The organism is Schaalia sp. JY-X169, from assembly GCF_014069575.1.
Lineage (GTDB): Bacteria > Actinomycetota > Actinomycetes > Actinomycetales > Actinomycetaceae > Scrofimicrobium.
This window is the reverse complement of the sequence record NZ_CP059675.1, coordinates 1,141,744-1,167,502: the sequence shown is the minus strand read 5'-3', so window position 1 is coordinate 1,167,502 and position 25,759 is coordinate 1,141,744. Positions and strand designations below refer to the sequence as shown.

The window sequence follows — 25,759 nt, the reverse complement described above, 5'->3', positions numbered from 1 at the left end:
TTCTAGAGCCGAACACGAAGTGCCCGCGCATGCCTAGCGCATGCGCGGGCACTCCATGAATGAACCCGTTGCTTAGAGGCGGTCGCCCACGTAAGCGGTGAGGTCGACGAGGCGGTTCGAGTAGCCCCACTCATTGTCGTACCAGGAAACAACCTTGACTTCGTTGTCGATGACCTTGGTCAGGCCCGAGTCGAAGATCGAGGAGGCAGGATCGCCCTCGATGTCCTTGGACACCAGCGGCTCTTCGGAGTAAACCAAGATGCCCTTGAGCTCATCGGTCTCTGAAGCTGCCTTGACTGCTGCGTTGACTTCGTCAACGGTTACAGGCTTGGCAGAAACGAAGGACAGGTCGGTAACAGAGCCTGTGGGCACTGGAACACGCAGGGCGTAACCATCCATCTTGCCCGCCAGTTCCGGCAGAACCAGGGCGACAGCCTTGGCAGCACCGGTCGAGGTGGGAACGATGTTCAGCGCAGCTGCACGTGCACGACGCAGGTCCGAGTGAGGGGCGTCAAGCAGGCGCTGGTCGCCCGTGTAAGCGTGGATCGTGGTCATGAGGCCCCGCTCGATGCCGAAGGCATCGTTGAGTACCTTGGCCAACGGAGCCAGGCAGTTAGTGGTGCAGGACGCGTTGGAGATGATGTTGTCGGTCTCCGGGTTGTAATCCTTCTCATTCACACCCATGACGAACGTGCCGTCAACGTTCTTGCCGGGTGCGGAGATGATGACCTTCTTGGCGCCACCTTCAATGTGTGCCTTGGCCTTCTCTGCATCGGTGAAGAAGCCTGTGGACTCGATGACGATGTCAACATCGTTGTCGCCCCACGGGATGTTCTTAGGATCACGCTCTGCGTAAACCTTGATTGCGTGGTCGTCAACAACGATCGAATCATCGGTGTGTGAGACGGCTGCATCAAAGTTGCCCAGCACGGAGTCGTGCTTGAGCAAGTGTGCCAAGGTCTTGGGGTCAGTAAGGTCGTTTACCGCTACGACCTCGATGTCCGCACCCTGAACCTTGATTGCGCGGTAGAAGTTGCGTCCAATACGGCCAAAGCCGTTAATGCCAACGCGAATGGTCACTATGTCCTCCTGATGTGCCCGAAGACACCTCGGTTATACCTTCTGCCCACACGCCTAACGTATGGGACCACATTCAGCAGTGGTCAAGCACCTCTCAGCTTACTATTCCCCGCGGCGAAGCGCACACACCCTCGGACATTTACTCGTCAAGCATTTCCGGGGTAATGACTGCCTCGGTGGTTGGGATGCCACGTTCCTCTGCAACCTTGTCAGCAAGGGCGAGGAGGCGCCTAATACGCCCCGCAACTGCGTCTTTGGTCAGTGGTGGTTCCGCGTGCTGCCCTAGCTCTTCCAACGAAGCCTGCTTGTTCGCTACGCGCAATTCCCCCGCTTCCCGGAGGTGTTCTGGGACTTCGTCCCCAAGAATATCGAAGGCCCGCTGCACGCGCATGCTCGCAGCGACTGCAGCTCGTGCAGACCTACGCAGGTTTGCGTCATCGAAGTTGGCGAGCCGGTTGGCACTTCCCCGAGCTTCACGCTTCTCGCGTTGCTCCTGCCAAAGTGCAAACGTCTCCGGGACGTCAAGGACCTCCAACAGAGCGGCAACGGCTTCGGAGTCACGAATTGTCACACGATCTGCGCCGCGCACCTGACGAGTTCTCGCTGCGGAACCAAGACGTCTGGCACATCCGGCGAGGGCGAGGGCCGACTCAGGTCCGGGACACGTCACTTCTAACGCCCCGGAGCGGCCCGGCTCCACCAGCGAGCCCCGAGCCATTATGGCCCCACGCCATGCTGCTGCCGCCTCTTGGGGGCCTGCGCCGACAATGTCTGTTGGAAGCCCGCGGACGGGACGCCCTGCTCGATCAATCAGCCCCGTCACTCGCGCCAACTCATCGGCATCCTTCACAACGCGGATCACGTAGCGGTTGCCTTTTCGAAGTGCGCCACCCGTAACCATGATGACTTGCGATTCAGCCCTATACAGGCTCTGCAAGAATGCCCGTAATCTGGCTGCCACCTGCTCTGAGTCGACCTCCGCCTCGATGAGTACGCGTCCTCCGACAACGTGCAGCCCGCCGGCAAAACGTAGAAGTACGGCACATTCCGCACGCGCTGCGGAAACCGAGGCTGGTTTGTGCCGCGCCAACTCCGTCTTGAGCTCAGATGTCAGGGACAATCCGTCCTCCTTATTTCACCAAAGTCAGATGAGTTCTTGCTTGTGCTGAACCGGCCCTTCTGAGCTGCTGAGTGGCTGGCTGGCTCGCCTAGTCTAGCCAGGCTTCGGTAGTTCCGACTTCCCCCAGGAACCCGTCGAATGCATCACGTAGCGCGGATGCTAGGCGTAGCGGGTCATGTACGGCCCCGTCAGTGCCGGACCTCACCTGACGGAGGAGGACGCGTGCCCCCAGAGATGCACTTGCTTCCATCAGGTCGTCGATATCTTCAACCGTTGTTGGATCAGCGATCACAACGTCGATCTTCAAGTCCGGTGAAACCTTACTGATCTCCCGTACCAGGTCGGCCGATGACAGATGTGCGGTCTCCCCCGACTGGGGTGTCAGATTCAAAATGAGAGCCCGATGCGCTGGAGTCATGACAATTGCTTGATGAAGACGGTCCAGTAGTAGATGCGGAATCACAGATGTAAACCATGAGCCCGGCCCTAGAATCACCCATTCCGCATCCGCAACGGCTTCGAGAGTTTGGGGAGGTACCTGCGCATCTGCTGGTTCAACAGTCAGGTCCACCAGGTCAGCGCCCGCGACTGCCACGGTCGTCTGCCCGGAGATCCTTTTTGTGTGATCGCCCTCGCGAACGGTTGCTTCAATCCGCAGCGGGACGGAACTCATCGGCAGGACGCGACCGTGCGAGTCAAGAAGTCGCCCTATCCAGTCCAACCCGACAACAGGATCCTCGAACATTTGCCACAGTCCGACGATTAGAAGGTTGCCGAGGGCGTGGTCGTCAAGTGGACCGTCCGTGTCCAAACGGAGTTGCATGAGGTCGCGCCATGTAAGCGACCACTCAGAGTTGTCGCACAGACTCACCAGTGCCATTCGCAGATCACCGGGCGGCAACACCGGGGTTTCCTGGCGGATACGCCCCGAAGACCCCCCGTCATCAGCAACCGTGACAACCGCCGAAATTTGGTGGGTAATGTGGCGCAGTGCCCGCAGGGTCGCGGACAGGCCGTGGCCTCCACCGAAGGCAACCACCTTCGGACCCATTTCTACGTTGAGAAGCTTGGCCGCCTCCATGTGCGGGGACCCCCACACATCATCGGGCAAGAACGCCTTGGGACGCTGCATTCACTTTCTCCCCATGTCACGGTGCATGATCTGGGTTGGAACACCCCGTTCACGCAGGTTTTCTGCTATGTATTCACTAATTGCCACCGAGCGGTGACGACCACCTGTGCAACCGATTGCGACCGTCACGAATGGCTTGAGTTCGCGCTTGTAGCCTTCCAGAGTAGATGCAATCAACTCCGCGTAGGTGTCGGCGAGGTGGCGTACCCCAGGCTGGTCCAGTACATAGTCGGATACCGGCTGGTCCCGCCCTGTTAGCGACCTCAGTTCGTCAACCCAGTAGGGGTTTTGTAGGAAGCGCACATCCAACACCTGGTCGGCATCGAGAGGCAGGCCATTCTTGAAGCCAAACGACATCAGGGAAACCCGCGTGTCCTGATCTCCCTCATCTGCCACAACATTGCGCATGTAGCGCGCCAAGTCGTGAACAGAGAGGTCGGACGTGTCGATTATTTCATCCGCGCGTTCCCGAAGCGGAGCGAGAAGCTCGGATTCCGCTTTCAACCCGTCAAGTAGCGTTCCATCACCCTGGAGAGGATGAGGGCGACGGTTGGACTCATAGCGCCGAATCAGCACCTGGTCTGTGGCATCCATGTAAATAGTCCGGTAGGCAATGCCGTGGTGGCGCAGTTCGTCGAGGACGCCCTCAAGCGAAGTGAAGAACTCCCGGGAACGCACGTCCACCACCGCCGCCAACCTGTGGACGCCACCTCCATCAGGAGTGAGCATTCCAACCATCGGGAGCAGCAAAGTAGGAGGAAGGTTATCAATCACATACCAGTCAAGATCTTCGAGGGCGTTTGCCGCCCTCGACCTTCCTGCACCGGACCGCCCTGTCACAATCAGCACTTCGCTGCCACGCTGGAGTGGCGGGATCGCTTCTGCTTTTCTCTCCAAAGACGGGATTCCACCGGGCGCGGTGAGAGGATTCTTCGGATCCCTGGCCTCCGGCCGCACGTGCGCGGGAACGGAGAACTGGCTACCCGTCGCGGGTCTTTGTTGGGATGTCATTGTCCCAGTGTGCCACTTTCCTGCGCCAAGTGAGAGTGGACTGTTCGGGCAAGTGATGGCCCAAAGCCATCAACTGCTGAGATCTCCTCAATGGTGGCGCCCCGAAGCTTCTTCACCGATCCGAATGTCTTCAGCAGTACCTTCTGCCTGGCGGGCCCAAGCCCGGGAATTGCGTCCAGAATCGAGACAGTCGCCGCTTTACCGCGCTTCTTACGATGGCCCCTGATGGCGAAGCGGTGCGACTCATCACGTAGGTGTTGCAACAAATAGAGCGCCGGGGACGACCTCGGCAAAATCACCGGGTAGGGCTGATTGGGAAGCCAGACTTCCTCGAGACGCTTAGCCAACCCGATCACAGGAAGTGAAACACCCGCATCTGCGAGAGCGTTCCGTGCCGCGTTGACCTGGGGCAACCCGCCGTCGACAACAAGGAGGTCTGGCTTGTAGGCGAATCTGCGGGGTTTGCCCGTATCCGGATCGATCGCCCCGGACACCATCGCGCTTTCCTCAACCTCTTCCGTGGCACCAGCAGTGCTGACCCGAGCAAAACGTCGCTGCAACACCTCAGACATTGCGGCAGTGTCGTCTTGGGTCTGTGCCTCATCGCCGCGGATGTTGAACGTCCGGTATGCGCCCTTGCGCGGGATCCCGTCCTCGAACACCACCATTGACGCCACCCTATTGGTACCGCCGGTGTGGGAAATGTCGAAACACTCGATACGCAATGGAGCTCGCTCCAAGTCGAGGGCGTCCCTAAGTTGTTCGAGGGCGATCGCGCGCTGCGTCAGGTCACCTGTTCGGCGCGTCTTATGCAGTTTCAGTCCCTCACTGGCATTGCGCGTCACAGTTTCCATGAGTTCCCGCTTACGTCCACGCTGGGGAACTTTGATAGTCACTTTCGCGCCCCGCGCGCCCCGCAGTACTTCCTCGATACTGACCCGATCCGAGGGCGCGACGGAGACCAGAATCTGGGGCGGAATTGCGTCCACCGGGGTGTGGGCAACATCGTCTATCGACACGGGAGCGGTCCGCCCTCGGCGTGCGCTTCGCCCACCTCCCATCGGGGGGGTGCCTGCGGCTTCCCTCTGCGCCTCCGCAACTTTGGGGGCATAGACCTGCTCGAGCAGGTCCTGCATCAGCGCGGCCTCGTCCCTGTCGTCACCACGTTCCAGAACCCAACCGCGCGTCCCGCGGATCCGCCCTCCGCGTACAAAGAACGCCTGGACGGAAGCATCAAGGTCATCAACGACAAGGGAGTACATGTCGGCATCGACATCGGAGGGCAACGCCAGCGTGTTCTTCTCTTGGACCTTCACAAGTGCTTCAAGTTCGTCGCGCTTCCGTGCTGCCTTCTCGAAGTCAAGGTCGTCTGCCGCTTGCGCCATTTCGGCTCGAAGTCGCGCCATGCACTGTGCGGTCTCACCGTCCATGAACGCGCATAGCTCTTCTGCGAGAAGCCTGTGGTCCTCCGGCGATATCCGCCCCACGCACGGGGCTGAGCAGCGCCCGATGTATCCCAGAAGGCAGGGCCGATCTTGCGCCTGTGCCCGACGGAATACGCCCGGGGTACACGAGCGAACCGGAAAGGTGGGGAGAAGAAGATCAATGGTCTCGCGAATCGCCCACACCTTCGTGTATGGGCCAAAATACCGGGATTCGGCCCGATGCGCGTCCCGAGAGATCGCAACCCGGGGGAACTCCTCCCCCATCGACACCGACAGATAGGGGTAGGACTTATCGTCCTTATACATGACGTTGTAGCGTGGATCGAACTGCTTTATCCACTGGTACTCAAGGGTGAGCGCAGCAGCCTCGGTATCCACAACAGTCCACTGCACAGAGGATGCGTCCTGAACCATCCGTGCTGTGCGCGGGTGCAGAACTAGCGGATCCTGGAAATAGTTGGTGAGGCGGGCGCGAAGGTTCTTCGCCTTTCCAACGTAAATGACTCTTCCCTCGCCATCCCTGAACCTGTAGACGCCAGGTGACTTGGGGATCTCAGAGGTTTTTGGCCGCCAATAGGGGCCCGGATAGCGCTTCCTAGTGCTGTCCGAGGGCGTGCCTGGGTCCTCAAGTCCTGTCATCTCTTCGATACTGCACTCCCCACGCGTTCTGCGCAAATGTGAGACTGTTCCAACCCTGACGCCAAAGCCCCAAGCAAACTTCAAAGTTTGTAGAATACAGGTTCAGTCTTGCCAAGATACGATCGCGGAAACCGCAGCGTAGCTGTGCGCAGAAAGCGCTGAACTCGCGCGCAACAGACCGGAGGATACCTTTCATGATGTACCAACTCGACGACGGGACATGGACAAATCCGGCAGAAATTCCCGTTAGCCCAGACCTGTCGATACCTCAGTTGCTCTTCGACCGTGAAGCTCGCGGGCCACACCAGGTGATGGTGGAACGGCTAATCCGCGGTGAATGGTATGAGGTCACGGCAGAAGAGTTCATGAATCACATCCTCAAGATTGCTCGCGGTCTCTATGGTTTGGGGATCCGCCCCGGGGATCGTGTCGCAATCCTTGCTGCCACCTCTTACGAGTGGGCAGCATTCGACATGGCAATCCTCTCCCTTGGTGCCATAACAATCCCCATCTACGAATCTGACTCGGCAGCCCAGATCTCCCACATCCTTCAGGACGCGGAAGTCTCCCTGGTAGTCACCTACTCGGTTCAGCAGGCTGAGCTGGTCGAGTCGGTCGCAGATGCACGGGTCAAAGAGATCTTTGCCCTCGAACGCGGTGATGAACGCAAGATCATTCAGGCAGGGCAAGATGTTCCAGAACAAGCGGTGCGTGACATCGCATCCGCGTTGAACCTGGAGACAGTGGCCACCATCGTCTACACCTCTGGCACAACCGGACTACCCAAGGGGGTCGTCCTCACCCACGGCAATTTTGTGCGCGGTCTGATGCAGGCCTACGACATTCTGCCCGACCTGATTTCTAACCCCAAGAACCGCACGCTGCTGTTCCTTCCGGTCGCGCACGTACTTGCGCGCTTTGTCATGGTGGCGATCCTGGTCGGTGAGGGCCGGTTGGGTATGAGCCCGGATATTCGTCACCTCGTCCACGACATCCAGACCTTCAAGCCGACCTTCTTGCTGGCAGTGCCGCGCGTCCTTGAGAAGGTTTACGGGACCGCCTCGCAAACCGCTGGCAAAGGTATCAAGAAGACACTATTTGGCTGGTCCGCCAAACAGTCCCGCAAGATGTCCCAGGCAACGGCATATCCCATCGACAAGTCTTCCAAGAAGCACCCTAAGAAGAACGAGGCCGAGGGCGCCCCCGAACAAGAGAATCTCAGCGCGACAACGTACTTTTCGGAGGGTCCCGGCCTGCCCCTCAAGGTGACACACAGGGTTGCCGATGCCCTCGTCCTCCGCAAGATCCGCGCCATTCTGGGACCAAATCTGACGACAATTATCTGCGGTGGCGCCCCACTATCCCCTGAGCTTGCTGACTTCTACCGAGGTATTGGCATTACGCTCCTGCAGGGTTATGGCCTGACGGAAACAACGGGACCCGTCACCGTGCAGTTGCCCACGGACTTCCCTCCGGATTCGGTCGGCTACCTGTGGCCCGGCAACTTCTTGAAGATTGCGGACGACGGAGAACTACTTCTCTCAGGGGTATCAGTCACGCGCGGCTACCACAACCTTCCAGAAGAGACCGCCGAAGCGTTCACTGACGGATGGTTCCACTCCGGGGACCTCGGAGAAGTCGATGAGAATGGCAGGTTGCGGATTACCGGGCGGAAGAAAGAACTGATTGTTACAGCCGGAGGCAAGAATGTCTCTCCCGATGTGCTGCAGCAGTCGCTCAGTACGCACCCACTGATTAGCCAGTGCGTCATTGTCGGAGATGGGCGTCCCTACATTAGTGCGGTACTCACCCTGGACACCGAAATGCTTCCCATCTGGCTCCGCAATAAGGGTTTGAAAGTCGTCCAACCGGCGGAGGCCGCCCTGCTCCCAGAAGTCCGCGACTCCCTGGAACGTGCGCTCAAGAAAGCCAACCACGGAGTGTCTCGCGCTGAATCCATCCGGCGCTACCGGATCCTTGACACCGAGTTCTCGATCGAGAATGGCTATCTGACCCCCTCGCAGAAGCTGAAGCGCAGCCGCGTACTACGGGATTACGAAACATTCATCTCGGGGATCTATGACCTCTCAGAAAACGAGTTGGCCACAACCGGCGGGTCGCTTCCAGACAGGTCTCACTAGCGTCAGGCTTGGCTCACTTCCCCGCGGAGGCGAGGGCGTGAGCCAAGTATTCACCGGTGAAGCTCCCTTCGACTTGGGCAACTTCTTCAGGGCTGCCCTGCGCGATCACGCGCCCACCGAACTTGCCACCGCCAGGACCCATGTCGATCACCCAGTCGGCGCTCTTGATTACGTCCAGATTGTGTTCGATGACAACCACGGTATTGCCCTTGTCGACAAGGCCTTGAAGCACGAGAAGTAACTTACGAATGTCTTCAAAATGTAAGCCCGTTGTCGGTTCGTCAAGGACGTAGATGCTGCGCCCGTTGGAACGTTTATGCAGCTCTGAGGCCAGTTTGACACGTTGCGCCTCACCACCGGACAGTGTCGTTGCCGACTGCCCGAGCCGGACGTAGCCCAATCCGACCTCGACCAACGTGTTCAAGTGGCGGGCAATACGCGGGATTGCGCCGAAAAACTCAGCAGCCTCCGAGATGGGCATTTCCAGCAGGTCGGCAACCGTCTTACCACGATACGTCACCTCGAGGGTTTCCCTGTTGTACCGCTTGCCACCACACACTTCGCAGGGCACGTAAACATCGGGGAGGAAGTTCATCTCGATGCGGATGGTCCCGTCCCCCTTGCATGCCTCACAGCGTCCACCCTTGACGTTGAAGGAGAAACGCCCGGGACCGTAACCGCGGATCTTTGCCTCCTGCGTGTCCGCGAACAGCTTCCGAACGTGGTCCCACACTCCCGTGTACGTCGCCGGGTTGGAGCGCGGGGTGCGACCAATTGGCGACTGGTCCACGTGAACCACCTTGTCGAGTTGTTCAACGCCCTTCACGGATGAGTGCCGACCCGGAACAAGACGCGCGCGATTCAAACGGTTCGCAAGCGTCCGGTAGAGGATCTGGTTCACCAGAGTCGACTTGCCGGAGCCTGACACCCCCGTAACCGCGGTGAGCGTCCCCAAGGGGAATGACACCGTGACGTTGTCAAGATTGTTCTCCTTGGCGCCGCGAACCGTCAGCACCCGCTCTTTGTCCAAGGAACGCCGCTGTTGAGGAACCTCGATTTCGCGCTTTCCCGACAGGTACTGCCCCGTCAAGGATCTAGGTTCCTCAAGAAGACCGGGAACCGGGCCGGAGTAGACGATCTCCCCACCGGCTTCACCCGCCCTCGGCCCAATGTCCACCACCCAGTCGGCCGCATCCATTGTCTCTTCGTCATGCTCGACAACAATCAGAGTGTTGCCGAGGTCGCGAAGGTGCTGGAGTGTGCCAATCAGGCGTCTGTTATCGCGCTGGTGCAGCCCGATCGACGGTTCGTCGAGGACGTAGAGCACGCCAACCAGGCCGGAACCAATCTGCGTTGCCAAGCGGATTCTCTGAGCTTCACCACCTGAAAGTGTTCCTGCTGGACGGGCCAACGTCAGGTAGTCAAGGCCTACATCCACAAGAAACTTCAGCCTCGCATTGATCTCCTGCAAGATCGGCCTGGAAATTTGCTGGGCGCGCCCATCAAGTTGCAGTGCTGCCAGGAACTCCTGGGCCTCTTGGATTGAAGCAGCCGACAGTTCCGCAATGTTCTTGCCGCCCACGCGGACGGCCAACACCTCTGGGCGTAGTCTGGCGCCCCTACATGCTGGGCAAGGGACTTCGCGCAGGTACCCGGACATCTTGTCTTTGACGTAGTTCGAGTCAGACTCATCCATGCGCCGCTCAATGAACCGCAGCGCCCCCTCAAACCCCGTTGAGTAGGCGCGTTCCCTGCCCCAGCGGTTGCGATATTTAACGTGCACCTGGTAGTCGAGGCCGAAGAGGATGGCGTGGCGAACCTCCTCAGACAGGTCCTTCCACGGGGTGTTAATGTCGAAGTCCATCTGACGAGCGAGTCCTTCGAGTAGGCGCTGGTAGTACTTGGCGCTACTGCGCCACACCACGACTGCGCCCTCAGCCAAAGACAGCTCCTCATCCGGAACGATTAGATCCGGATCAACTTCTTGCTTAGCACCCAGGCCGGAGCACTCGGGACAGGAACCGTAGGGGGCATTGAAAGAAAATGTCCGCGGCTCGATTTCTTCGAGTGCCAGCGGGTGATCATTGGGGCAGGCGCGCTTCTCTGAGTAGCGCCTTTGGCGCGCCGGAGAGCCGTCTTCAACATCGACGAAGTCGATGGTTGCCAGTCCATCAGCAAGCTCCAACGCACTCTCAACCGAGTCCGTGAGGCGCCGCCGCATCCCTTCCTTAACAACCAGCCTATCGATGACAATGTCGATGTCGTGCTTGAGTTTCTTCTCTAGTCGAGGAGGGTTCTCGAGGCGAACCTGCTCGCCATCGACGATAGCGCGGACAAACCCCTTGGCCTGCAGTTCCGCGAAGAGCTCACCATACTCACCCTTACGCCCTCTGACGACTGGCGCGAGGATCTGGAAACGGGTTCCGTCCTCGTTCTCTAGGACTCTATCGACGATTTGCTCTGCAGACTGAGCCTGGATCTCCTCATCACAAACCGGGCAGTACGCGGTACCCGCACGGGCGTAGAGGAGCCGCAAATAGTCGTGCACTTCGGTGATAGTCCCAACCGTTGAACGGGGATTCTTGGAAGTTGACTTCTGGTCGATAGAAACGGCAGGCGAAAGCCCCTCAATGAAGTCGACATCAGGCTTGTCCATCTGCCCCAAGAATTGCCGCGCGTAGGACGATAGCGACTCCACATACCTTCGCTGCCCTTCCGCAAAGATCGTGTCGAACGCCAAAGAGGACTTCCCCGAACCGGAAAGACCCGTGAACACAATCATCTTGTCGCGTGGAAGTTCAAGGTCAACATTTTTCAGGTTATGTTGCCTTGCTCCGCGAACAACCAGTTCTTCACTCACTCCACAGATCCTAGCTGTATGGAACCCCGTTTAGTACAGGTGTTCGATCACAGCGAAGGCCCCGCGGAGAAACGCGGGGCAACCACTGCATTGCGTGTGCGCCCAGGTGGGCGATAATGAGCCCATGGGCTTATACGTGATCCAGTACCGCTACCCGGCCGACCTCAAGTTCCTCGTGGAGGCTTACCGCCCCAGCCACCGCACCCACATGCGGCGGTTGGAAAGCGAAGGCAAGCTCGTCTCCGCTGGCTTCCTACAGGACGCCACGTTTGATGGCGGGATGCTGATGGTCCGGGCGCAGTCCGCCCAGGAAGCACTGAGCTATCTTGAAGATGACCCGTTCCAGCAGCAGGGCCTGATGGATGAGCTCACCATTCGTGCGTGGGTGCCGACACTCGGTCCGGACGCCCCCGGGTTTTCGACCTCGTTCCCAGTTTCCTAGCCTGAGCAGATCCCACGGTTTGCCGCCAAAGTCCTAGACGGTCGCAACCATACTCTCAAGCGCGTTTGCGACCGGCCCTGGTTGTTCGACGGCGGTAAGGTGCCTCGCATCCTCCACGATCACCACTGGCAACGGCGACGCAAGATCTGTGGCCAGTTGCAGTGCCGCCGACGGAGGTGTCCCCTGGTCATCCTCACCAGTTAGCACGAGGGCGGGCGCGGACACCAAGTCAACGCCCGTGGAGAGATCCGTGTTGGCTAAAACCCTGCAGCACTGCGCATAGCCAGCGGGATCGGTCTCTAAGAAGATATCGCGGATCTTCGCCACATGTGTCCGGCCACTACCCTCATTAAATCCCGGGGTAAACCAGCGTTCCATCGTCCCGTCGACCAATCCCGACAGGCCGTTTTGCTCAACAAGATGTGCTCGGTCCAACCAGTTCTGGGCGGGTGGGAGCGCGGGACCAGAGCCGAGAATCCCCAGGCTCAAAGTGTCCTCCGGGTACTCCTCCGCGTAGGCCAGAGACACCATGCCCCCAAGGGAGAGACCGGCAATATGTGCTTCCGTGATTCCCAGGTCGATCAGTGCGCTGTTGAGAGCGGCTGCGATGTCTTGCGCGCTGGGATCATCGACGCTCAGCAGACCCGACTCACCATGGCCCGGCTGCTCCCAGAGGATCACCGGCAGCTCTTCACGCAGGAGTTGCAGGACTTGATCCCACATTTCCCGGCTGGAACCCAGAGCGTGCCCGAGGACGAGTGGGGCCTCTCCCTCCCCGAAGGTCAGATGCTCAGCTGCACGGTTCGCGGCGTAAAGTGCCAAGGGTGAAGATGGTGTCGCAAGTCGTTTCACTTCTCTGCATCCCTCCACCTGGACGTGATCACGTAACTACTGACAATCAGTATTGCCGCCACACCACCCGCAAGCAAGATTGTCCGCCAGCCATGTCCAGTCGGCGGTGCCAAAGCAAAGAAGTCCCGGACCACTGGGACCAGCATCCCTACAATAGCTCCCGAAATCATGAGGACCACAAGGGTGATCCTGCGCCAGTTCCACGGCCTTGCCAGAATGATCAGCAGGGCCATTGCGCCAATCATCAGGGAGATGGTTGCGGCGGTCTGCCCCAGTTCGGTGCCCTGCCCAAGTGTTAGGTAAGAAGTCAGCGTCGCAGCGGCAAGAATCACGCCGGTGGGGACCGCAACCAGCAGGGTGCGCCTCAAGAACCCGGGCCGGTAGCGTCGCCCGTTGGGCCCTAATGCCAAGAAGAAAGCGGGGGTCCCAATGGTGAAGGCACTGATGTATGTGAGTTGCCGCGGCAGGAACGGGTATGACCATCCAAAGATCGCAACCACAACAGCTAGGAGCATGGCATACGTGGTCTTGGAAAGGAACAGCGCCGAGACCCTCTCCATGTTGGCGATAATTCTGCGCCCCTCAGCTACCACCCCTGGCAGATCGCTGAACTTGCCGTTGACCAGAACCAGTCGCGAGACCGCTTTTGTGGCCGGTGCCGCGTTCCCCATGGCAATTCCAAGGTCAGCGTCCTTGAGTGCGAGGGCGTCATTGACCCCGTCACCAGTCATCGCAACCGTATGGCCGGCGTGTTGGAGGGCGTGGACGAGGCCGCGCTTCTGTTCCGGCGTGACGCGCCCAAAAACGTCCGTTTCAAGTGCTGCTGCCTCGAACTCGGGGGTCCCGACCTCGGAAAGGGTTCGCGCATCAAGTGCGACCAGATCTGAGCCGCCCTCGTGTTGCAAACCTAAGTCGGAGGCTATCGAGGTGACGGTCTTCGGGGCATCGCCTGAGATCACCTTGATGGTCACTCCCTGCTGCCTGAAGTAGTCCAGAGTCTCCTTGGCGTCAGGACGCACGTCCTCCTCAAGGATTGCGACGAGGGCGGGCGTGAGGTCCTGTGGGAGGACTTCCTCGACCAATGCTTCCATCGAGAAAGACAGGCACACTGACCGACACCCTGCGTCACCGGCTTGGGCGACTGCATCCTTCGCCCATGCGGTGTCCCCCGCGGCGTTTGCGAGCAGAATTTCAGGTGCGCCCATCACCCATGTCTGTGGCAGAGGCTGCGAACTAGTGCCGCCCGTCCCCTTGGGGTCCGTTCCCTCCTCGGCTTTTGCACCGTCAGTGAACTCGAGGGCGGACCATTTGCGAACAGAACTAAATGGTGTCAGGTGAGCAGAGTCTGTGAAAGGCAGGGCCCTGTCAGGAACCAGCTGCGCTACCGCTACCGCCGTCGCGTTCGCTTCGTCTGCGACCATGGCTGCAAGAATCGCGCGTGAGGCAGCATCGAAAGAGCAGTTCCCCTCGGGAAGTGTCAGTGTTTGTGCGGATCTCCCTGGGTTCGGGATGATCTCTCGACCTCGAATGTCACCGGTGGTTAACGTGCCAGTCTTGTCCAAACATAGAACGTCAACGCGAGCCAGGACCTCCACGGCCGGCAACTCCTGGATCAGAACTCCCCTCCTGGCCAGGATGGCTGCCGCCAGCCCGAAGTTCATCGAAGTAAGCAGGACCAGTCCCTGTGGAATCATTCCCACGACGCCCGCAACTGTAAAGATTATGGCGGTGCGCCACGAGTTGTCCCCGGCGCGCATTTGGGACCAGAGAAGCAGGGCAATAATCCACGGTAGAACGATCGTGATCCACTTGAGAATCCTGTTGATCGAGTCTTGAATCTCTGAATGAACCTTAGAGAATTTCCGGGCCTCTGCCGTGATCTTTTGCGCCCATGCATCCGCGCCGATCACCTCGACTAGCATCTTGCCAGTACCCGCAACAACTGCGGTGCCTGACATCATGGCATCCGCGCGGTTCTTACGCACCGAACGCGATTCACCTGTCAGGGCAGATTCGTCGATCTCTAGGCCCTTGACCTCGAGCGCCTGACCATCGGCAGGAATCTGGTCGCCTAACTTCAAGCGTATGACGTCGTGGGTCACCAGATGGGCATTATCAACTTCTACCCATGTTCCGTCACGCAGGGCCTCTGAGGTTGGCGCTTGGAGGACGGCTAGCGAATCTAAGGCCTTCTTAGAGCGGAGCTCAGAAAAAACGCCGATCGCAAGGTTGAAGACGAGGACGAAACCAAAGACTGCATCGCGCCAGTCCCCCAGCGCCAACACCGCGGCGACGCAGACGAACAGTATTCCGTTAAAAATGGTGAAGAGGTTAGAACGCAGAATTGCGCTGACGGGACGGGAGGTCGAATCATCGACTTCGTTCGACTCACCGCGGGCGCGGCGCCGGTCAACTTCATCCTGCGTTAGTCCGTCTTGAAACTGTGCCAGCTCGTCCTCGGAGAGCATTCCGAACGCGCTAGAACCATTCCCTGCACTTTTGCCTTGGCGGGGATTCTCACTTTGGTCGATCGTCGGCGTCGATGATCTACCCGGCTGTACTGTACTCAACGCTGTCCTTCCGGACTCCCCTTGGCCATGTGTCGGCTCGCAATAAGCGATGCGATAACAGTGATGGTGATCGTCCCGATGATCACACCTAGCGACACTGCAATGCCAATGTCAGGCACATTGAAGGGCTCTCCCCCGTTTATGAAGGACAAAGTGTTCTCATGCATAGCGTGAAGAATCAGTTTGACGCCGATGAATCCCAGAATGATGGCAAGGCCCCAGTGAAGGTAGACGAGGCGTCGCAGTAGACCATCGATGAGGAAGTAGAGCTGGCGTAGCCCAAGCAACGCAAACGCGTTGGCTGCGAATACTAGGTAGGGTTCGGAAGTTAGCCCGAAGATGGCTGGAATGGAGTCGAGGGCGAACATGATGTCAGCCGAACCAAGAGCCACCACAACCAGCAGGAGTGGCGTAATGAAAGTCTTGCCACCGTGGCGGTACAGGAAACGCTGACCACGGAAGCCATCGGTTACAGGAACGAACTTGCGGACAAGACGAGTCAGGCGTGTTTCGTGGTACTCCTCGTCTTCCTCTTCGCCACCTATAGTCTCAGTACCGGCTTTGATCTGGGTGTATGCAGTGTAGAGAAGCCAGACACCAAAGAGGTAGAAAACCCACGAAAAACGTTCGATGATCGCGGCGCCCACAAGGATAAACACCAGACGGAGAACCAGGGCGATGATGATCCCTGAGAGCAGGGCCTTTTGTTGGAACTGCCTTGGAACACGGAAACTGGACATGATGATGACAAACACGAAGAGGTTGTCGATCGACAAGGCCTTTTCTGTCGCCCAACCAGCTATGTATTGGCCCGCGAAAGTAGGCCCATACACCAACCAAACGAACACACCAAAGACTAAAGCGAGGGCAACATAGGCGACCGACCACCACGCGCTCTCTTTGATGGTCGGGGCATGGGGGGTGCGCACGTGGCCAACAATGTCCACCGTGATGAGCACAATGATGATGGCAGCGAGAACGATCCAGGATAGAAGATGGACTTCCAATTTTCCTCCGAGGGTTGCAGCGTCAAAACACTGAGGTCTTACCCACCTCCGGTTGCGGCCAGAGGTGTCAGCGCCGGGCCGTGCTGAAGACCTTCAGCTCCGGGCCGTGATGACGACGGTGACTTGGTGGATTACTCCCCTCAACTGGCAATGCTAACGAAGACTCCACCTCGTTTGTGAACCGTGGAAGCAAAACGAGACATGTTCCGCAGCTCCTCTAGCCAGCTGCGCGCATGCCGCACAGCTCCTTTACCCGGCCGCACGCATTCCCCGCAGCTCTTGACGCAAATCTGAAATCTCATCACGGAGCCGAGCAGCAACCTCAAAGTTCAGCTCAGCAGCCGCCCCCTTCATCTGCTTTGTGAGGTCTTCGATCAGGTCCACAAGGTCAGTTTCAGCCCGAGGATAGGAACTCTTCAGGTCGCCACCTGCCGCTCTAGACGGTTCCGATCCTTGAGAAGTCTTTCTGTAGCCCCCGGCAAGAAGTTCTTCCGTATCGATTTCTTCACGCGCCAGCATGTCGGTAACATCAGCGATTTTCTTACGAATCGGCTGGGGGTCAATCCCATGCTCTTCGTTGTAGGCAATCTGCTTGTTTCGGCGCCTCTCTGTTTCGTCCAAAGCTGCGCGCATTGAATCGGTAATGCGATCCGCATACATGTGAACTTCACCGGAGACATTTCGGGCAGCACGCCCGATTGTCTGGATTAGGGAGCGCGTCGACCGCAGGAAGCCCTCTTTGTCAGCGTCGAGGATTGCCACAAGTGAAACCTCAGGTAAGTCCAAGCCCTCACGCAGCAGGTTAATGCCCACCAGAACGTCGAATTTGCCCTGACGCAACTCCCGGAGCAGTTCGACCCTACGGAGGGTATCAACATCTGAGTGCAAGTACTCCACCCGAACCCCACGCTCGGCAAAGTAGACTGTCAGATCCTCTGCCATCTTCTTGGTGAGCGTAGTGACGAGAACGCGTTCGTTCTTCTCAACTCGCACGCGAATCTCTTCAAGAAGGTCATCAATCTGCCCCTCCGTCGGTTTGACAACAACCTTCGGGTCGACGAGGCCGGTTGGCCTGATGATCTGCTCTACCGGGTCAGGATCCTTTGCTGACTCGTACGGTCCTGGCGTCGCAGAAAGGTACACAGTCTGGCCGATTCGCTCAACAAACTCGTCCCATTTAAGGGGGCGGTTATCAATGGCTGAAGGAAGTCGGAACCCGTGTTCCACCAGGGTTCGTTTTCGTGCCACGTCGCCCTCGTACATGGCTCCGATCTGAGGCACTGTCACGTGGGACTCATCGATGATGAGGACGAAGTCATCGGGGAAAAAGTCCAACAGGGTGTGGGGTGCCGAGCCTTCTGGCCGTCCGTCAATGTGTCGGGAATAGTTCTCAATGCCCGCGCACGAGCCAATTTCCCGCATCATTTCCAAGTCATAGGTCGTTCGCATCCGCAGGCGTTGCGCTTCGAGTAGCTTGCCGCGCTTCTCAAACCATGCGACCCGCTCTTCCATTTCCTCCTCGATGGTTTTGATCGCGCGCGCCATCCGCTCATCACTAGCAACGTAGTGACTGGCAGGGAAAACATGGATGGTGTCCGTCTCCCGAATCACGTCACCGGTGAGCGGGTGCAGAACGGCAAGGTTGTCGACTTCATCCCCAAACAGTTCGATACGGATCGCAAGTTCTTCATACACAGGAATGATCTCTATCGTGTCCCCGCGAACCCGGAATGTTCCCCGCGTGAAAGCCATGTCGTTGCGCGTGTACTGCATTGCCACAAATGAGCGCAACAGATCATCACGAGAGATCGTGTCACCAACATCCAGGCGAATCATTCTCTTGACATACTCTTCTGGCGTTCCCAGCCCATAGATGCAGGACACAGAAGAAACCACCACGGTATCGCGGCGGGTCAGAAGCGAATTTGTCGCAGAGTGGCGCAGCCTTTCCACCTCCTCATTTATTGAAGAGTCCTTTTCAATGAAGGTGTCAGTCTGCGGCACGTATGCTTCAGGCTGGTAATAGTCGTAGTAGGAAACGAAGTACTCAATCGCATTGTTGGGCATTAGCGAGCGGAACTCTGACGCCAGCTGAGCTGCAAGCGTCTTGTTAGGTGCCATCACCAATGCGGGACGCTGAATCTGCTCAATCAGCCACGCAGTTGTGGCTGATTTGCCTGTTCCGGTTGCCCCCAGCAGGACGATGTCCTGCTCACCATCATTGATCCGTTTGACCATCTCTCGGATAGCTTGAGGCTGGTCGCCAGACGGCGAGTACTCCGAGATAACTTCAAACGGCGCCTGCTGGGGCAGGATCAGCTTGCTAGTGGGGGGCACTAGGCGACTCCACCACAATTTCTCCGCTGATGATTTGCTCCCGGAGCGCACCCAGTGCGTTGTTCAGTTCCTCAGGGACTCTGTCCTCAAAATCGTGCCAAGGGGCCAAGCCGACACCATCGTTAGCGAGAGTACCGATGTAATCCTGGCCGGTCCACTGGCCGCTCACGGCCTCTGCAACAGTGTCGTAAACTGCGTTGCCGACCTCTTTCAGCACTGAAGTCAACATGAGTGACGCATAGTCGGGCTCCGAGTAGTAGCCGTCAACATCGACCCAAATAATGGAGGTGCCCGGAACCTCACTTGCAGCTGCCAAAGCTCCTGTTGAGACGACACCTGCAACCGGCATCACGATGTCGGCACCCTGCTCGATGAGTTGGGCTGCAAACTGCTTACCGCGCGAAATATCTTCAAAATCGCCGGTCGCCATTCCATCCTGTTCGGACTTGTTCCAGCCAAGAAGCTCGACGTCTGCGCCGTTTACTTCGTTGTACTTGTCCACACCGTCCGCAAACCCATCAGCAAAGAGCATAGTCGGCGGCATCTTCCCACCCAAGAAGGTTCCTACCTTTCCGGAGGTAGTCATTGCTGCCGCCGCGTATCCCGCCAAGTAGGTTGCTTCAGCGGTGTTGAAAACAAGTCCCTTCACATTCTCTACTTCAGCGTCAGCAACATCATCGACGAGTGCGAAATGTACGTCCGGGTGCGAAGCAGCTGCTGTGTGAACAGCCTCACTTGCCTCCCAAGAGACGCCGAAAACGAGGTCGCATCCTTCGGATACCATGTTGCCAATCTGGGGGACATAGTCAGCGTCTGAGAAGGTCTCCGATACGGCAATCTGCACCCCGAGCTCCTTTTCAGCCCGCTTCAGACCTTCATAGCCGGACTGATTGAAAGACTTGTCATCAAGTCCGCCCACGGCGGCAACCATGCAGGCCTTAAAATCACTGGCATCTCCACTGGGGGTCGCGCCCTCGGATTGGGTGCCACCCTCAGCACCACTTTCCGTCCCAGATTCGGGAGCACTGCCGCAGGCTGTTGCCGCAAGGGCTACTGCAGCAAGGCCAGAAAGGGCTGCTGCTAAACGGGGAGTTCTCATCTTCGTCTACCTTTCGGCGGAATGTAGCAAGGTTTATGGGTAACTGCTGAGGTTGTGTCCTGCCAACCATGTGTCAAACACTCTAGACGCTAGCTCCGACATCTCCGAATGGCTCCCGTGGTTCGCAATCGAAATGTTAGCCACTTCGAGACGCTCTTCATCGCCCACCTGTGCGTCTATGCGACTCACGGCGCCCGTCCGGTCAAGACCCCGCTGCTCTAGACGAGAGATCCTCTCAGCTAGGCGAGCATGAACCATTACGACACAGTCAAACTCGTCGACCATGTTGCTTTCGACAAGCAACGGTACGTCGTAGACCACGATGGAACTCGGACTCACCTGGCTCCTGCGCTCATGCACGCGCTGCGCGATCCGCGGGTGCGTAATGCGCTCAAGGTCCTCTCGGGCCTCACGCGAAGAGAACACGACGGCGCCGAGGGCAGCTCGGTCCAAACTCCCATCGACATTGAGGACCCCTGTACCGAACCGTTCAACTATCTCCGCAAGCCCGAAGGTACCGGGCTCAACAACCTCGCGTGCAATCTCATCAGCGGAGAAGACCACCGCTCCCAGGGACTCCCAAACGGTCGCCACTGTCGACTTTCCCGAGCCAATGCCTCCGGAAAGACCAACATACAATGCCCTCCCAGTCGGTCGGCTCCAAGCTCGAAGAAGGCGCGCATTTGCGCCTCCCACTTGGAGCGTGTCGATTGATTCTTCCGATTGAACCACACCTGAACCAACGGACTGAACCACACCTAGTCCCTCTTGCTCAACCACGGCTGATCCATCTGGCTCAACCACGACTGATCCATCTGGCTGAACCGGGGTGTCATCAAGCATGGTGTGATTCTAGAGCACCAAGCGCATCTTGACTTGCGCCACTTTAGTCGTCTTGCGAGGCATAAACTTCACCCTTCTCGGATGGCCGTAGCGAGCCAGCCCAGCCACAGCGAGCCAGCCTGGCTTCTATAACAGCGTGATGTCTCACTGGCTCGAGCCCTGCTGGCTCGGCATGTCGTATCCGGCTCCGTAACGTGCCACTGACCGTCGCAGACCGGACACGCCGCCAGCACCATCACCTCAGCTGCCACAAAACGACGGTCACCAGCCGTCGCAGACGCTCCAGACACCACCCACAAACACTCCAGCCCTCTCCTTACCTGAAATGTATACGTGGGGAACCGATCTGACTCTGGGGTACGTACCCCATGCAAACATTTCGCCCCTACGTATACATTTCGAGGCAATCGGCCTGAACGTGGGCATTTCTGGCCATAATGTGGGGGCTACTGGCCAAAACGTGGGGGCTACTGGCCAAAACGTGGGGGCTACCGGCCAGGACATGAGGACTATCGGGGGCCACCGGCCGGAACGTTGGGGGCTGCCAGCCAGAACGTGGCGCACCCCTCGTCTCCTTAACAAGCAGTAGGGGCGCCACGCAATGGTGACGCCCCTACAGAAAGTCTGCGGCAGCCTTGGGCCGTCAGCTCGAAACCGTCAGTTTCTGAACTGCCGCCCAGGCCTCCCCAAAACCTAGTTTGTGCTTGTTAGCTTGTCGCGCAATGCAGCAAGTGCCTCATCAGAAGCGAGAGTGCCACCCAAATCCTCAGGTGCTGCCACGGCAACCGCGACCTCTGCATCTTCTTCAGCCGCATCCTCAACTGCGGAGGCAGCTACCTGTGCACGGTGTGCTTCCCAGCGTGCCTGTGCCTCTGCGTACTGAGCTTCCCAAGCCTCACGCTGCGCCTCGAAGCCTTCCATCCATTCCTGTGTCTCAGGATCGAAGCCCTCTGGGTACTTGTAGTTGCCATTCTCATCGTATTCCGCGGCCATGCCGTAGAGCGAAGGATCGAACTCTTCAGATTCGGGATCCATACCCTCGTTAGCCTGCTTCAGCGACAGGGAGATGCGGCGACGCTCGAGGTCAATGTCAATAACCTTGACGAACACATCGGAGCCAACCTTGACGACCTGATCCGGGACCTCAACGTGACGCTGTGCCAGCTCTGAGATGTGGACGAGGCCTTCGATGCCGTCCTCGACACGAACGAACGCGCCGAACGGAACCAGCTTGGTGACCTGACCGGGAACGACCTGGCCGATCGCGTGCTGACGGGCAAATGCCTGCCACGGATCTTCCTGCGTTGCCTTCAGGGACAGGGAAACGCGCTCGCGATCCATGTCGACCTCAAGAACCTCAACCTCAACTGGCTGACCGACCTCGACAACCTCAGCCGGGTGGTCAATGTGCTTCCAGGACAGTTCGGAAACGTGGACGAGGCCGTCTACGCCACCAAGGTCCACGAACGCACCAAAGTTGACGATCGAAGAGATGACGCCGCGGCGCACCTGACCCTTCTGGAGAGTGTTAAGGAAGTTGGAGCGAACCTCAGACTGGCTCTGCTCCAGCCACGCACGACGGGAGAGAACCACGTTGTTGCGGTTCTTATCGAGTTCGATGATCTTGGCGTCGAGCTGACGACCGATGTACGGGCCGAGCTCACGGACGCGACGCATCTCAACCAGCGACGCTGGGAGGAAGCCACGCAGACCGATATCAAGAATAAGACCGCCCTTGACGACCTCAATAACGGTACCGGAGACGACGCCGTCATCTTCCTTGACCTTCTCAATTTCGCCCCACGCACGTTCGTACTGTGCGCGCTTCTTGGAGAGGAGCAGGCGTCCTTCTTTGTCTTCCTTCTGAAGAACAAGAGCCTCAATCTGATCGCCTACCGACACGACCTCATCAGGGTCAATGTCGTGCTTGATCGAGAGTTCCCGAGCCAGGATGACACCTTCGGTCTTATAGCCAATGTCGAGTAGGACTTCGTCCCGATCGACCTTGACCACGGTGCCTTCAACGATGTCGCCATCGTCAAAGTTTTTGATCGTCGCGTCAATCGCGGCGAGAAGTTCTTCTTCAGTCCCAATGTCATTGATAGCGACGATGGGGGTGCCTGCGGCGGCTGGGGTGGAAGGATTGGTCATGTAGTTGTTTACTCCGAAACGGACGTTTTCAATTGAAATGCGGACAGAACACTGCCATGTACTTCGCCAGGGAACATGTCCCCACAATGCTGCGTCGCACATGGCACTAGGTAAGTTTATCAGCCACGCTTGCCCCCGCTAAAGCCCGCGTGATAACGGTTCGCTCACAAAATCACCCGAATTCCCGGGGTTGGTGACGTGAGCCACGCTCTCACAAGGTTCACCACGCCACCTAGTGCTCTAGCGGCACGTGAGAGTACTAGTGAGCCGCAGCCCTCCATGACCTGCCCTCTCCCACTGCCACGTCCAGGGGAACCGACATTGCGACGGCCCCACCCATTGCGTCAGTAACGAGGTTCCGAATCCGCTCGGTTTCCCCGGGCGCAATTTCCAACAGCAACTCATCGTGAACCTGCAGCACCATTCGTGACGCGAAATCACCCTCTAGCAGCGCGGCCTGAACCGCAATCATCGCAATCTTAAAGATGTCCGCAGCGCTCCCCTGGATCGGCGCATTCAACGCGGCCCTCTCTGCCATGTCGCGGACCTGCCGCACCTCAGATTCCAGCTCCGGGAAGTAGCGACGCCTCCCGAACATCGTCTGGGTGTATCCGTCGATACGTGCCTGCTCAACGACCTCACGCAAGTACTGGCCGATGCGTGCAAACCTCACGAAATAGTCTCGATGCAGGTCCTTCGCTTCTCCAACAGAGACACCGAGTTGCTTTGAGAGACCAAACGGCGACAAACCGTAGGCCAACCCGTACGAGGTCGCCTTGATGCGATTACGTAATTCTGTGTCTACCTCCTCGAGCGGAACCCCGAATACGAGCGACGCCATGGTCTTGTGAAGATCTTCCCCGGAGTTGAACGCCGCTATTAGATCCTGGTCCCCGGAAAGGTGGGCCATAATGCGCATTTCAATCTGTGAGTAGTCCACGCTCATAAGTTCTTCGAACTGCGCCCCCGCAACAAATGCTTCACGGATCCGCAGACCAGACTCAGTTCTAGCCGGGATATTCTGCAGGTTCGGGTCCGAGGACGCCAAACGCCCGGTTGCGGACGCCACCTGGCTGAAGGTCGAGTGAATCCGCCCATCGGACTGGATCTCAGAGAGGAGGCCGTCAATGGTCTGCACCAGTTTGATACGGTCCCGGTGACGAAGCAGTGCCTCTAGGAATGGATGCCCCGTCTTCACAAAGAGATCCTGCAGGGCGCCGGCATCTGTCGTGTAGCCCGTGCGGGTCTTGCGGGTCTTGGGCATTCCGAGCTCATCAAACAACACGACCTGCAGTTGCTTGGGGCTTCCCAGATTCACCTCGTGCCCGATAGCTTCATACGCGTCGGCTGTAGCACGCTCAGCCTGCTCGAAGTACTCCTTGCGCAGGACCTCGAGGACGGAGGAATCAACGGCGACCCCGGAGAACTCCATGTCGAAAAGGATCATTGACGTGGGAATCTCAATGTCGACGAGCAGGCGTAGTGCCTCGCGTTCATCCAGCAACTTCTCCAGGGGACGGTGCAACGCCAAGACTGTCACCGCATTGAGTGCGGCTGCGTTTTGGCTGGGGGTTGCGCCCTCGGAATCAATCTCCGCACCCCCGCGAGCTTCATCAACGCTGAACATTGCGCCGTCGTCCTCGGTGACTTCAGCCGCACCCAAATAGATCTGAGAAGTCTGCGGCAGACCGTAATCGCGCTGGTTGGGGTTGCAGAGGTAGGCGGCAAGTTCGGTATCGAAACAGGGTTGGGAAAGCTCCCACCCCTGCGCCGCCAATCCGTGTGCCAAGGCTTTACCGCCATGAACGATGAGGCGCGTGTGGGTACGCAGAAACTCTGCAATCGCCAGGTCAGACGAGGGCGAAAGGTCCGCCGAGTCCACAACGATCACCGTGTCAGCAGTGGCAAGGGCCAAGAGGTCCAATCGTGCATCGGTCGGAGCAAGCCGCCCCGTCCCCCACAGCGCCACGTCCCGCTCCGCCAACTCTCCGAGCACGTCCTCCAAATCAGACTCCGAAGAGATCACCACAACCTCATCGGGAAGCAATAGAGCCCCGACACCCTCCTCTTCCAGAGTAGTCTCTCCTTCAGGACCCGTAGCCGTGCCGAGGTCTCCCTCGGCCCCACCCCAAAGCGGCGCCATTGCCTTGAGGATTCGTCCTCGAAGCTGCCCGAACTCGAGAGTGTCAAACAGTGCCCCTAGACCGCCAAGGTCGGGTTCATCAACGTTGCATTGTTCGGGTGTCAAACCTAGCGACATATCGGTAACGAGGGCGTTGAGACGCCGGTTGCGCCGCACGTCCTCGACGTGCTCACGGAGAGCCTCACCCCTCTTTCCACCGACCTCAGCCGCCCTCGACAGAAGCGAATCCAACCCATCGAATTTGTTGAGCCACTGCGCTGCAGTCTTAGGCCCCACACCGGGGATACCCGGCAGATTATCCGAGGTCTCCCCCACCAGTGCAGCCAGTTCCGGGTATCGCGCCGGGGTCACCGCATACTTGGCTTCAACAGCCTCGGGTGTCATGTAGTTCAGATCTGAGGTTGACCGACCCGGATAGAGAACAGTGACCTTGTCGTTGACAAGCTGGAAGGTATCGCGGTCCCCCGAAGCGATAAGGACGTCCATCCCGCGCGCCTTGCCCTCTGTCGCCAAGGTAGCGAGCACGTCGTCCGCCTCGAAGTCGGGGACGGTGATGGTCTTGACGCCCATCTTGTCGAGGACCGCCTCGATTAGCTGCACCTGCCCCTCAAACTCGGGTGGTGAGCTGTCGCGGGTTCCCTTGTATTCCGGGTAAATCTCCGTGCGGAAGGACTCCCTGGACGCGTCAAACGCAACGGCAATCCGGTCCGGTTTCTCCGTGTCGAGGAGCTTCACCAGCATGGATAAGAAGCCGTACACCGCGTTGGTGTGCTGCCCGCCAGCCGCGGTAAAGGACTCCGCGGGTAGGGCGAAGAAGGCGCGGAACGCCATTGAGTGGCCGTCGATGACAAGAAGTTTTTCGCTCACTCCCCCAGCCTAAGGCCGCA

The 25,759-nt window shown here is 58.4% G+C and carries 16 protein-coding genes; 2 read left to right on the top strand and 14 right to left on the bottom strand.

Going from position 1 to position 25,759, the window contains the following annotated elements; translation table 11 throughout:
• Positions 1 to 72 precede the first annotated feature (72 nt).
• The 5 genes from gap to uvrC form a co-directional block, all read right to left on the bottom strand.
• The gene (gene gap, locus H2O65_RS05065) at positions 73 to 1,080 is read right to left on the bottom strand and encodes a type I glyceraldehyde-3-phosphate dehydrogenase (protein ID WP_182142553.1); all 1,008 of its coding nucleotides are present in this window, start codon (positions 1,078 to 1,080) and stop codon (positions 73 to 75) included.
• Between the two features lie 139 nt (positions 1,081 to 1,219).
• Positions 1,220 to 2,200 (bottom strand): DNA-binding protein WhiA, encoded by a 981-nt coding sequence (gene whiA, locus H2O65_RS05060; RefSeq protein ID WP_182142552.1) that lies wholly within the window; start codon positions 2,198 to 2,200, stop codon positions 1,220 to 1,222.
• 88 nt (positions 2,201 to 2,288) lie between these two features.
• A complete protein-coding gene (yvcK, locus tag H2O65_RS05055; RefSeq protein ID WP_182142669.1) occupies positions 2,289 to 3,281 on the bottom strand; it encodes a uridine diphosphate-N-acetylglucosamine-binding protein YvcK in 993 nt (330 codons plus the stop codon).
• A 51-nt stretch (positions 3,282 to 3,332) separates the two neighbouring features.
• Positions 3,333 to 4,343: an RNase adapter RapZ gene (rapZ, locus tag H2O65_RS05050; RefSeq protein ID WP_182142551.1), complete on the bottom strand. Its 1,011-nt coding sequence runs from the start codon at positions 4,341 to 4,343 to the stop codon at positions 3,333 to 3,335.
• Positions 4,340 to 6,427 carry an excinuclease ABC subunit UvrC gene (gene uvrC / locus H2O65_RS05045; protein ID WP_182142550.1) on the bottom strand — a complete coding sequence of 696 codons (2,088 nt, stop codon included), beginning with the start codon at positions 6,425 to 6,427 and terminating at the stop codon, positions 4,340 to 4,342. The genes rapZ and uvrC overlap by 4 nt, the downstream gene beginning before the upstream one ends.
• A 197-nt stretch (positions 6,428 to 6,624) precedes the next feature.
• Between uvrC and H2O65_RS05040 the strand changes: the two genes are divergently transcribed.
• Positions 6,625 to 8,568, top strand: coding sequence for a long-chain fatty acid--CoA ligase (locus tag H2O65_RS05040; protein WP_182142668.1), 1,944 nt, complete (start codon positions 6,625 to 6,627; stop codon positions 8,566 to 8,568).
• Between the two features lie 13 nt (positions 8,569 to 8,581).
• Here H2O65_RS05040 and uvrA read toward each other — a convergent pair whose 3' ends face one another.
• Positions 8,582 to 11,428: an excinuclease ABC subunit UvrA gene (uvrA, locus tag H2O65_RS05035; RefSeq protein WP_182142549.1), complete on the bottom strand. Its 2,847-nt coding sequence runs from the start codon at positions 11,426 to 11,428 to the stop codon at positions 8,582 to 8,584.
• 124 nt (positions 11,429 to 11,552) lie between these two features.
• On the opposite strand from uvrA, the gene H2O65_RS05030 reads away from it, so the two are divergent.
• Positions 11,553 to 11,870: a YciI family protein gene (locus H2O65_RS05030; RefSeq protein WP_182142548.1), complete on the top strand. Its 318-nt coding sequence runs from the start codon at positions 11,553 to 11,555 to the stop codon at positions 11,868 to 11,870.
• A gap of 33 nt (positions 11,871 to 11,903) precedes the next feature.
• Here H2O65_RS05030 and H2O65_RS05025 read toward each other — a convergent pair whose 3' ends face one another.
• From H2O65_RS05025 to polA, 8 genes are all read right to left on the bottom strand, one after another.
• Positions 11,904 to 12,722: an alpha/beta fold hydrolase gene (locus tag H2O65_RS05025; protein WP_182142547.1), complete on the bottom strand. Its 819-nt coding sequence runs from the start codon at positions 12,720 to 12,722 to the stop codon at positions 11,904 to 11,906.
• Positions 12,719 to 15,292: a cation-translocating P-type ATPase gene (locus tag H2O65_RS05020; protein WP_259349588.1), complete on the bottom strand. Its 2,574-nt coding sequence runs from the start codon at positions 15,290 to 15,292 to the stop codon at positions 12,719 to 12,721. Before H2O65_RS05020 ends, H2O65_RS05025 begins: the two co-directional genes overlap by 4 nt.
• Positions 15,289 to 16,299, bottom strand: a complete 1,011-nt coding sequence (locus tag H2O65_RS05015; protein WP_182142546.1) for a TerC/Alx family metal homeostasis membrane protein — start codon at positions 16,297 to 16,299, stop codon at positions 15,289 to 15,291. Before H2O65_RS05015 ends, H2O65_RS05020 begins: the two co-directional genes overlap by 4 nt.
• A 249-nt stretch (positions 16,300 to 16,548) precedes the next feature.
• Entirely contained in the window at positions 16,549 to 18,636 is a 2,088-nt protein-coding gene (gene uvrB, locus H2O65_RS05010) for an excinuclease ABC subunit UvrB (RefSeq protein ID WP_259349587.1), read from the bottom strand.
• Positions 18,623 to 19,735 carry a BMP family protein gene (locus H2O65_RS05005; RefSeq protein WP_182142545.1) on the bottom strand — a complete coding sequence of 371 codons (1,113 nt, stop codon included), beginning with the start codon at positions 19,733 to 19,735 and terminating at the stop codon, positions 18,623 to 18,625. Before H2O65_RS05005 ends, uvrB begins: the two co-directional genes overlap by 14 nt.
• Before the next feature lie 33 nt (positions 19,736 to 19,768).
• On the bottom strand, positions 19,769 to 20,578 hold the full coding sequence (gene coaE, locus H2O65_RS05000) for a dephospho-CoA kinase (protein WP_182142544.1): 810 nt from the start codon (positions 20,576 to 20,578) through the stop codon (positions 19,769 to 19,771).
• Positions 20,579 to 21,271: 693 nt separating this feature from the next.
• Complete coding sequence (gene rpsA, locus H2O65_RS04995) at positions 21,272 to 22,729, bottom strand: 30S ribosomal protein S1 (protein WP_182142543.1); 1,458 nt, start codon at positions 22,727 to 22,729, stop codon at positions 21,272 to 21,274.
• A gap of 259 nt (positions 22,730 to 22,988) precedes the next feature.
• Entirely contained in the window at positions 22,989 to 25,739 is a 2,751-nt protein-coding gene (gene polA, locus H2O65_RS04990) for a DNA polymerase I (protein ID WP_182142542.1), read from the bottom strand.
• Positions 25,740 to 25,759: the final 20 nt, after the last annotated feature.